This window comes from Gelidibacter sp. (assembly GCF_039916245.1).
Taxonomy (GTDB): Bacteria; Bacteroidota; Bacteroidia; order Flavobacteriales; family Flavobacteriaceae; genus Gelidibacter.
Genome location: NZ_JBDSLS010000221.1, coordinates 1 through 10,022 on the forward strand (window position 1 = coordinate 1; position 10,022 = coordinate 10,022).

The 10,022-nt window shown below is 35.5% G+C and carries 12 protein-coding genes; 10 read left to right on the forward strand and 2 right to left on the reverse strand.

The window, feature by feature from the left end; translation table 11 throughout:
- The 3 genes from ABIQ28_RS11705 to ABIQ28_RS11715 form a co-directional block, all read left to right on the forward strand.
- The coding region (locus ABIQ28_RS11705) for a BRCT domain-containing protein (RefSeq protein ID WP_348037501.1) at nucleotides 1-247 on the forward strand (247 nt) is incomplete at its 5' end.
- A gap of 96 nt (nucleotides 248-343) precedes the next feature.
- Nucleotides 344-1,078: a hypothetical protein gene (locus ABIQ28_RS11710; protein ID WP_348037503.1), complete on the forward strand. Its 735-nt coding sequence runs from the start codon at nucleotides 344-346 to the stop codon at nucleotides 1,076-1,078.
- A 606-nt stretch (nucleotides 1,079-1,684) separates the two neighbouring features.
- A complete protein-coding gene (locus ABIQ28_RS11715; RefSeq protein ID WP_348037505.1) occupies nucleotides 1,685-2,275 on the forward strand; it encodes a hypothetical protein in 591 nt (196 codons plus the stop codon).
- On the opposite strand, the gene ABIQ28_RS11720 is transcribed toward ABIQ28_RS11715, so the two are convergent.
- On the reverse strand, nucleotides 2,272-3,183 hold the full coding sequence (locus ABIQ28_RS11720; RefSeq protein ID WP_348037507.1) for a metallophosphatase: 912 nt from the start codon (nucleotides 3,181-3,183) through the stop codon (nucleotides 2,272-2,274). The two genes, ABIQ28_RS11715 and ABIQ28_RS11720, sit on opposite strands and share 4 nt — an antisense overlap.
- 122 nt (nucleotides 3,184-3,305) lie before the next feature.
- Complete coding sequence (locus tag ABIQ28_RS11725; RefSeq protein ID WP_348037509.1) at nucleotides 3,306-4,064, reverse strand: 5'-nucleotidase; 759 nt, start codon at nucleotides 4,062-4,064, stop codon at nucleotides 3,306-3,308.
- A 67-nt stretch (nucleotides 4,065-4,131) separates the two neighbouring features.
- Between ABIQ28_RS11725 and ABIQ28_RS11730 the strand changes: the two genes are divergently transcribed.
- From ABIQ28_RS11730 to ABIQ28_RS11760, 7 genes are all read left to right on the forward strand, one after another.
- The gene (locus ABIQ28_RS11730) at nucleotides 4,132-4,650 is read left to right on the forward strand and encodes a hypothetical protein (protein WP_348037511.1); all 519 of its coding nucleotides are present in this window, start codon (nucleotides 4,132-4,134) and stop codon (nucleotides 4,648-4,650) included.
- Nucleotides 4,650-5,528 (forward strand): 4-hydroxy-tetrahydrodipicolinate synthase, encoded by an 879-nt coding sequence (gene dapA, locus ABIQ28_RS11735; RefSeq protein WP_348037513.1) that lies wholly within the window; start codon nucleotides 4,650-4,652, stop codon nucleotides 5,526-5,528. The genes ABIQ28_RS11730 and dapA overlap by 1 nt, the downstream gene beginning before the upstream one ends.
- 209 nt (nucleotides 5,529-5,737) lie before the next feature.
- Nucleotides 5,738-6,553 (forward strand): outer membrane protein assembly factor BamD, encoded by an 816-nt coding sequence (gene bamD, locus ABIQ28_RS11740; RefSeq protein ID WP_348037515.1) that lies wholly within the window; start codon nucleotides 5,738-5,740, stop codon nucleotides 6,551-6,553.
- A gap of 13 nt (nucleotides 6,554-6,566) precedes the next feature.
- The gene (locus ABIQ28_RS11745) at nucleotides 6,567-6,899 is read left to right on the forward strand and encodes a DNA-directed RNA polymerase subunit omega (protein ID WP_348037523.1); all 333 of its coding nucleotides are present in this window, start codon (nucleotides 6,567-6,569) and stop codon (nucleotides 6,897-6,899) included.
- A gap of 5 nt (nucleotides 6,900-6,904) precedes the next feature.
- Nucleotides 6,905-8,116, forward strand: coding sequence for a bifunctional phosphopantothenoylcysteine decarboxylase/phosphopantothenate--cysteine ligase CoaBC (gene coaBC / locus ABIQ28_RS11750; RefSeq protein ID WP_348037517.1), 1,212 nt, complete (start codon nucleotides 6,905-6,907; stop codon nucleotides 8,114-8,116).
- On the forward strand, nucleotides 8,109-8,996 hold the full coding sequence (locus tag ABIQ28_RS11755) for a DUF4835 family protein (RefSeq protein WP_348037519.1): 888 nt from the start codon (nucleotides 8,109-8,111) through the stop codon (nucleotides 8,994-8,996). The genes coaBC and ABIQ28_RS11755 overlap by 8 nt, the downstream gene beginning before the upstream one ends.
- Nucleotides 8,997-9,129: 133 nt before the next feature.
- Nucleotides 9,130-10,022 (forward strand): AAA family ATPase (locus ABIQ28_RS11760; RefSeq protein WP_348037521.1); only part of this gene is annotated, 893 nt, incomplete at its 3' end.

The window sequence follows — 10,022 nt, forward strand, 5'->3', positions numbered from 1 at the left end:
ATTAGCGAATCAAACTAATAAATTAGAAGGGCAGGCGTTCGTGGTATCTGGTGTTTTTGAATCGGTTTCAAGAGACGAATTGAAAAAACTGATAGAGGATAACGGTGGAAGGGTAGCCAGTTCGATATCGTCAAAGACAAATTACGTTATTGCAGGAGATAATATGGGGCCAAGCAAGCGAACTAAGGCTGAGCAATTGCAGATCCCTATAATTTCGGAATATGATTTCATGTCACTTTTGAAGTAGAAAACCTACAATTTTATTTGTTTCACCGATTAAATGCATATTTATCCGCTTAATTGTAATATTTATTTATATTTGCTTGAACAAGAGACATGTAATATGATTATCCGAAGAATCTTAATTGGTGTTTTGATCGCCCTAGCCGTGTTATTTCTGGGCTTTCAAATTTTTGAGTTAGAAGTTGAAGCCACAGGAGTGAGAGCTTTGCTATTGGTTTTCTTAACAATTTTATATTGTTATTCTGTCAAAGAAAAGCGTTTATTTTTCTTATCGTTTTTGATTGCATTTACAATAGCCGATATTTTAGCCTTTATGAGATGGCAAATTCCGATTGTGCCAAACACTCAGATGGATCCTGTGTATTACATTGCTAATTCTTTGTATATCATGGCTTATTCTTTTTTGATACTGCAAATGTTAAGCGCTATGAATTTGGTGGAGATCGTAAAAAAATATCCATTCCACCTTCTTATTTTAATCATTATGGACGTGTTTTGCGTTGTTGTGGTTACCAATACCGCCATGCATAAATTATCATATCATGAGTATTATATGGAGTTTGTATACAATAGTATTATCATGATTTTACTGACGGTGTCTTTGATCAATTACATTCATAAAGAGGATAAAAAAGCCATCAATTTGTTGGTTGGATCTATTTTTATCTTTTTTTCAGAAGTGATACAGTTGGCCTATTTTTATATCTCAGCAATAAATTTGCTTAATGTGATGTGTTCCTTGTTTCTTGTGCTTGCTTTTTTATTTTTCTATCTCCAGTCAAAACTCGTCTATGAGCCCCAGGAAAACTCAATGCATCAAGACTTGGTGGTTTAAATTTCGTTTTTAATGCGTGTTTTATTCTGATTAAAACGCTTAAAGTACAGAGGTCATACTTCATGAAAGTGGCATCTGTCGATTAGGAAGCTTCGGTTTAGAAGGTCATTTTCTAAAAAATTTCCATGCTTACATTTCGTTTTTTTTTCCTTAGTAATCCTGCGGCCATCATTACCTTATTCAGCGTACAAATCTGCTCCATAATCTGATGTGAAAGTTAAAGTCGTTTTCAGGATAAAAGGACATAAAAATTATCCCACGTAAATTATGATGTATAGCAAATTTATATTGGATTGATTCTTGCGATCGAAAAAATGCTTTATAACTCGCTATTTTATTGCGACTATAATAGGATAGTCGATGAAGCGCAGTAAATCAGCGATTAAAGTTGTGTTTTTTATTATATTTGCCGAACCTACTTATTTTGAATCTATCATTCAAAAATGGCATGACTTATTACCGAATTGGGCAATTATCGCAATGTTGGCTGTAATAATAACAGTCAATATTATTTCCTCCTATTTTGGATTTTCATTATTATCGAAGATAACTGCGCTCGCTGTCATTCCTGTGCTGCTTTTAAACTACTTTTTCAGTTAACGTTTCATGGCGAATATATTCTACACCATATTTATTTTGTATTTCTTAGGAATGCTTTTTATTGCACTTGACCATCTTGCCTTATCTTCTAAGCTGTCAGAATCCTGCTTTTTAGAAGTTTTTGCGTTATTGGCATTTGTGATGATTGGAAAAGTGAAACACGTCAAATTTGAAGGCCTTGTATCTATGTACCTGATTTTGATTCTTCTGGTAAATAGTTATTTTATGTATATCATGTTTAGCGAAGTACAGGATAACTTTGCTGATAGTGTGATATTCACCTTGATGGCACGTAAGGGAATTGCTTTTTTGTTGATGAGCTTTTTAGCCATCGCTATTTATCTTAGCCAAGAGACGTCACAAGCCATTCTATTCTTAACTATTGTATGTTGCTTCGTCTTTTCTGATGGTTTAAGCTTTCTCACTACAATGTATGTGAGTTTTTGGTTGTTTGAAGGTATTCAACAGATTCTACAAGGTGCAGGACTTCTTTTGTTTTGCATCTATGTTTATAATCATCAGAAAGTTGAAAATAGCTTTATAAAAATGAAAACAGAACCAATTTCTCAATCCAGTCAAATTCCTGTTCAGTTTTAAACCAAAATCGAAACGCCGTCCGCGGATTTGTTTTTGTCACTGTCAAAATAGAAATCTATTTTCCCCAGATTGATTCCAAAGCAACCGACTTGGTTAACCAATACATTTTTGCCGACACTGTTTTTTACAATAGTTGGTTTGGGTAAAAAGGTATGGGTATGGCCGCCAACAAACAAATCAATGTCTTTGGTCATTTTCGCTAAGGAAAGGTCGCTTGGTTTTTCAGAATTGTTTCGGTAATTATAGCCTAAATGTGATAAGCAAATAATCAAATCACATTTTTCATCCTCTTTTAAGATGCGCGACATGTCCTGAGCTATTTCCAACGGATTTAAATAGACGGTTTCTTTATACATATTTTTGTCCACTAATCCAGAGAGTTCAATACCCAAACCGAAAACGCCAATTTTAATGCCGTCTTTAATAAAGGTTTTATAGGGTTTCACATGCGTATCCAAGATAGTATTTGAAAAATCATAGTTGGCACTTATAAAATCAAATTTTGCATGTGGCAATTGCGCGTACAAACCATCAACACCATTGTCAAAATCATGGTTACCAACGGTTGCAACATCATATTTAAGCATGCTCATGAGCTTAAATTCCAATTCGCCGCCGTAATAATTAAAATAGGGAGTACCTTGAAAAATATCACCAGCATCCAACAATAAGGTGTTCGGATTCTCCGCTCGAATACCTTCAATCAATGTGGCTCTTCTTGCAACACCACCTTGATTAGGGTTTCTGCCATCTTCAGGACCAAAAGGATCGATATGACTGTGGACGTCGTTGGTATGTAAAATGGTTATCTTTTTCGGACTCTTCGAAAATGATTGCAGACCAAAGCCTCCCAAACCTACCAATGCGGTCGCAGCTGTTGTTTGTTGAATGAATTCTCTTCTTTTCATGTGTTTATGCTTATTGTTTTTCAATGGTCACATGCTGTTCGCAATTAATAATTCCCATGGGTAATAAAAATTTTAGCATGCTCGTTTCATAACTTCAAAAAAATATCTTTCAGAAAATGTATTTAATCTTTTAATTGAATAAAGCGGTCATCGGCTACAGGATTGATGGTGTCTGTTTTCATAAAATAATCAATGAGCGCATTTCTTATTTTATAGTCCAATACAATAACCTCTTCACTTCCCTTAAAAAAGTCCATGCCATCACCGCCAGTAATAAGGTAGTCGTTGGTGGCAATATAATAGGTTTTATTGAAATCTATGGGTGCTTGGTTTACAGTGCTTTCAACCACGTTGCCATCCTTATCCAAAACTATTTTTAATTTAGAAATGGGATGTGCACGCTTGGCCTTTGCTAAATAGTCGAGCATCTCTTTGACGTTGGCTCCCGGTAATTTTGCAACGACAATCGAATTTTCAAAAGGCATGAGTTCAAAGGCGGTTCTTTTGCTAATTGGTCCTTTAGATATAATGGATCTGATGCCACCGTGGTTCATGAGAACAAAGTCGATATGCTCTCCTGTTCTTTTAAAAAACACGGGATCAGCTTCTTCATAAATAACATCGGCCATAAAATTGCCAATGGCGGTATTTAAATCGCCATCTGCTTTGGAATAGGTATCCACCGAATAGCCCAAAACACTATCTAAATCTTTAGTGATATTTTCTCTATAAGGCTTAATGAAATTATCAATACCTGCGTTGGATTGCAAACTATCATTGATGTTTACGTTTTTGCCTTCAATTTTGAAAACATCCATTGGAGCTTTACAAGAAAGGGAGAAAAGCAGTCCAAAAACTAGTAGAAGATTTTTAAAATTCATTGAATAACTTGTAAAATGTTAATTGATAAATGTATTGTGTTTACTACCTTTGTCAAAACAAAAGTAAATGATTTTAAAGGCATTTAGGGGAAAATCGAATCAAAAATTCATTAACAGACTGTTAAGCTCTAAAGATGTTGCGATTAGTAATAAAAAAATAGAATCTGTTGGTATTATCATTGATTCGAGTGAGTTTTCTGACGTAGAGGCATTTAAGGACTTTTTTAATGAGCTGGGTGTCCAGTTGCCTAAAATTCAGATTATTGTTTTTGTTGCCGATGAAAAAAAGACCGAAAGATTGTGGGGCAACTATTTCAGTAAAAATGATTTTGGATGGAATGGCAGCATCAAACACGTTGAACTCCAAACCTTTTTAGATACTGAATTTGATGCGCTGGTGGGATTTTACAAAGACGATGCTTTAGAATTGAAAATAGTTACTGCAGCTTCAAAAGCCAATTTCAAAATAGGTCTGTCAGATGTGGACGACCGTTTATTCGATTTCATATTGGATATCAGCACGAAAGATTTTGAGGTATTCAAAACCGAATTAAAAAAATACTTAACCATATTAAAAAAAATATAATGACAAAATTTTTCGGAACAGGTGTAGCTTTGATTACGCCGTTCAAAACTGATTTGAGTATCGATCATAACGCTCTCGCCACTATTGTCAAGTTCAATATTGATAATGGCACAGAGTATTTGGTCATTTGTGGAACCACTGCAGAAAGTGCTACCATTACTAAACAGGAAAAGAAGGATGTTATTAATACTGTAAAGAAGGCAAATGCTGGCCGATTGCCATTGGTGTTGGGTATTGGCGGTAACAATACAGCCGAAATTATCGAAGAAACCCAAGCTACGGATTTGACAGACATTGACGCCATCTTATCAGTTTCTCCATATTATACAAAACCAACGCAGGAGGGCATTTATCAACATTTTAAAGCGATTGCAGAAGCTTCTCCAAAACCTATCATCTTATATAACGTACCAGGAAGAACATCGTCAAACATGCTTCCAGCAACCATCTTGCGTCTTGCCAATGATTTTGAGAATATTATAGCGGTTAAAGAAGCAGGAAATAATGTAAGCCAATATTTACAATTACTAAAGAACAAGCCTGACGATTTTTTAATAATTTCAGGCGATGATGATTTGGCTTTAGCTGTTGTTTTAGCTGGTGGTGCAGGAGTGATTTCTGTATTAGGACAGGCATTTCCGAAAGATTTTTCAACTATGATCCGTTTAGGAATGGAAGGAAAAGCCAAGGAAGCTTACCAACTTCATTTTAAATTAATGGATGTTACGGCTCAAATTTTTGAAGAAAACAATCCAGCGGGAATTAAAGCTGTTTTTGAAGCCCTTGATTTAGCGCAAGACACGGTAAGGTTGCCGTTGGTTGTGGTGTCAAATCCATTAAAAGAAAAAATAAAAAAAAGCGTCGCGCTGCTTAAATAAAGGTAAAAACGTTAAATTTTACTTAAACCTCTCAGTAGCTTAAATTCAACAGTTATTTTAGCTTAAAATTTTTTGTTTTATAATACGTTATAAATGTGTATTTTTGCATTCTGTTTAAAATGCCGAAGTGCCATTAAACATAACTTTAATCTATGACCAAATTTAATCAGGCATTTCAATTTAATTATACAAAGAAGACAAGTTCTTGCATGAAAAACATTTTTTACACATTACTGATCACATTAGTGTTGTCCTCTTGTAGCGAATATCAAAAGGCATTAAAATCAGAAGATATTGCTACAAAATTCAAATTGGGTACAGAGCTCTATGATGCTGGTAAATTTGGCAAAGCAAATAAGCTATTCGCACAAATTGCACCACAATATAGAGGGAAGCCGCAAGCTGAGAAATTGATGTACATGTACGCTAATTCTTTTTATCAAATGAAAGATTACTATTTGGCGGGGTATCAATTTGAGCGTTTTGAAAGCCAATATCCAAAAAGTGAAAAGGCTGAAGAAGGCTTGTTTTTAGCTGCTAAAAGCTTCTACATGCTATCGCCTGTTTACAGTAAAGAGCAGAAGGAAACGATAACCGCTATTGAAAAGCTTCAGATATTCATCAATAAATATCCAGATTCAGAGTATTTGCCGGAAGCCAATGCTTTAATTCATGAGTTGGATTATAAATTGGAAAAGAAAGCTTTTGAGATTGCTAAACTATATAATAAAATCGCCAATTTTGAGTCTGAGGATTACGAAGCTTCCATAAAAGCCTTTGATAATTTCCTATTGGATTATCCAGGAACCACTTTTAGAGAAGAAGCGATGTTTTATAGATTTGACTCGGCGTACCGATTGGGAATCAACAGTATTGAGCGTAAACGTCAAGAGCGTTTGAATATAGCACTCAAATATTACAAGACTTTTGTCAAAGCATATCCAGAATCGAAGCACAGTGCTGAAGCTGCACAAATGAATGCCGAATTGCAAACAGCAGTTCAAAACTATACCATAAAAAGTTAATTTTATATAGATGATAGATTTAAAAAAGAGCAATGCTCCAGTGAGTTCTATAACTTACAACCGTAATGAAATTGATGCGTCAACAGGAAACATCTATGAGGCTATCTCTGTCATAGCAAGAAGAGCTGAACAGATCAACACAGATATCCGTAGAGAACTTGTTGATAAACTTGAAGAATTTGCAACTTTTAATGACAGTCTTGAAGAGATTTTCGAAAATAAAGAGCAAATTGAAGTCTCTAAATTTTACGAAAGATTACCAAAACCGCACGCACTTGCTGTTCAGGAATGGTTAGATGATAAAATTTATTTCAGAAATACTGAGGACGATATCCAAGAAGCATAATTAAGATGTCAATTTTAAGCGGCAAAAACATACTTGTAGGCGTTACTGCCGGTATTGCTGCTTATAAAACAGCAAACCTTGTTAGGTTATTCATAAAAGCGGGTGCTCACGTAAAGGTCGTGATGACGCCCGCTTCTAAAGACTTCATTACCCCTTTAACGCTTTCCACTTTATCTAAAAACCCAGTGTACTCTTCGTTTGTTAATGACGATGAAGAAGACGCCGTTTGGAACAACCACGTCGAACTTGGGCTATGGGCCGATTTATTTGTAATCGCTCCTGCAACAGCCAATACGATGGCAAAAATGGCCCACGGTATTTGTGATAATTTATTGATGGCCACTTATTTGTCGGCCAAATGTCCTGTCTATTTTGCGCCTGCAATGGATTTGGATATGTACAAGCATGAAAGCACGCTTCAATCCTTTAAAATTCTAAATAGCTTCGGAAATATTATGATTCCTGCAACCAGTGGCGAATTGGCAAGTGGCTTGGTTGGAGAAGGTCGGATGGCGGAACCGGAAGATATTGTGGCTTATATCGAAAAAAATATTTTAGATCAACTGCCATTAAGAGGAAAGAAAGTCTTGATTACTGCAGGGCCAACCTATGAAGCTATTGATCCCGTCCGTTTTATTGGAAACCATTCCAGTGGAAAAATGGGATTTGAGATCGCTAAAGTTGCGGCCAATCTTGGTGCTGACGTCATTTTAATATCTGGACCATCACATGAAACCATTGCGCACAGCCTTATCAAGCTCCTTAAAGTAGTAAGTGCATCACAAATGTATGATGCCGTTCATGATCATTTTGATTCGGTTGACATTGCCATTCTTTCGGCAGCAGTGGCTGATTACAGACCTAAAAATATTTCAGCCACCAAAATAAAGAAGAAGGAGACTTCGTTTTCTATTGAATTGGAGAAAACAAAGGATATTTTGGCTTCTCTTGGAGTCATTAAGAAAAATCAATTCCTGGTTGGTTTTGCATTAGAAACCAATGATGAATTGGAAAATGCCAAAGGGAAATTAAAAGCTAAGAATTTAAATTTAATTGTGTTAAATTCGTTAAATGACAAAGGTGCTGGTTTTGGAGGGGCAACTAATAAAGTTACTTTTATAACGGATCAACAAGACGTTATTGAGAACGAATTAAAATCAAAACACGAAGTCGCGGTCGATTTAATGAATCAAATTATAAAACAAATTCATGCGTAAACTTATTTTTATATTTTTTATAGCTTGCACAACTGCTGGGTTTTCTCAAGAATTGAATTGTAACTTGGTGGTTAATGCGCAACAAACAGGGAATGAAAACGTACAGGTTTTTAAAACGCTAGAACGGCAGTTGACTGAGTTTATCAATAACACCCAATGGACCAACACAGCCTATAAACCTCAGGAGCGCATTGATTGTAGTATGGTCATCAATATTAATGATTATAATAGTGATGTGTTTCAAGCCACCATTCAAGTGCAGTCCTCGCGACCGGTTTTCAACTCTACCTACAGCACGCCAGTATATAACTTTAATGACCGGAATTTTACGTTTAAATATCTTGAGTTTCAAAATTTAGTTTATAATCCGACGCAATTTGAATCCAATTTGGTTTCGGTTTTAGCCTATCATGTTTTCATGATTTTAGGTTTGGACGCCGATACCTTTGAGTTGAATGGCGGCGATCCCTTTTTTAAACAAGCACAAACCATTACTAATTTTTCCCAACAAGGAAATTATAAGGGTTGGAAATTGGAAGACGGACAGCAATCGCGTTTTGTGCTCATAGACAATATATTATCCCCAACTTTCAAAGAATTCAGAACGGTGATGTACAATTACCATCGCAACGGTTTGGATATCATGGCAGATAACGATAAAAAAGGAAAGGAAGTTATTGCTAAGGTTTTTGAAGATTTGAGGACCATGAATAACCAACGGCCTAATTCATTTTTAATGCGCGTGTTCTTTGATGCTAAATCCAATGAGATTCTCGATATTTTTAGCGGTGGACCAAAAATGAACGTTACCGAGATTAAAGATATTCTCAATAGGATTGCACCAACACATGCCTCCAAATGGCGCGAGATTAATTTTTAGCTTGAAGCACGAAGCTTGAAGTTGGAAAACGGTTTGAAGCTTTGATAGTATCCGGTAACATCATTCAAAACCTTAACTCTATAACCTTGTTTTTAACCAGAAACTAGAAACACGAAACCAGAAACTTATTTAAATGCTCACCACACTTTCTATAAAAAATTACGCATTAATTGATAGCCTTCAGGTTCACTTTAATAATGGTTTGACCATAATTACTGGAGAAACTGGCGCTGGTAAATCCATTCTTTTAGGAGGTTTATCTCTTATTCTTGGAAAAAGAGCCGATTTAAGCAGTGTAAAAAACGCTTCAGAAAAATGTGTTATTGAAGCCACATTTGATATTGCCAATTATAATCTGAAATCACTATTTGTAGCAGAAGACTTGGATTATGAACCGCAAACCATTATCCGTAGGGAAATCCTTCCTTCCGGAAAATCGAGAGCCTTTGTAAATGACACACCAGTTACTTTAAATAGTCTTCAGATACTGGGCGAGCGACTTTTGGATATCCATTCGCAACATCAAACTTTACAGTTAACCGATGATGATTTTCAGTTTCAAGTAATAGATGCGTTAGCTCAGAATGGTCATTTGCTTCAAGATTATTCACTTCAATTAGGCAAATTGAAATCTGTTAAATCAGAACTTAAAAAACTTCAAAATCAAAAGGTTGAGGCGATAAAAGAGTTGGATTACAATTTATTTCTACTGAAGGAATTGGAGGATGCCAAATTAGTTGAAGGAGAATTGGAGACGCTAGAAGAAGAATATGAAACGCTTAATAATATTGAAGAAATAAGCGAACGCCTTAAAGCATCCCACGAATTATTGAGCAATCAAGAAATAGGAGTGATGCCAAGTTTGACGGAAATTAAAAACCAACTTTCTAAATTGGCAGATTTTTCTTCAAATTATAAATTGGTTTTTGAAAGGGTAACCAGTAGTTTGATTGAATTGGACGATGTGTTTTCTGAAATCGAAAACCTGCAGGAATCTTTAGAAGCAGATCCTAACCGATTAAATAC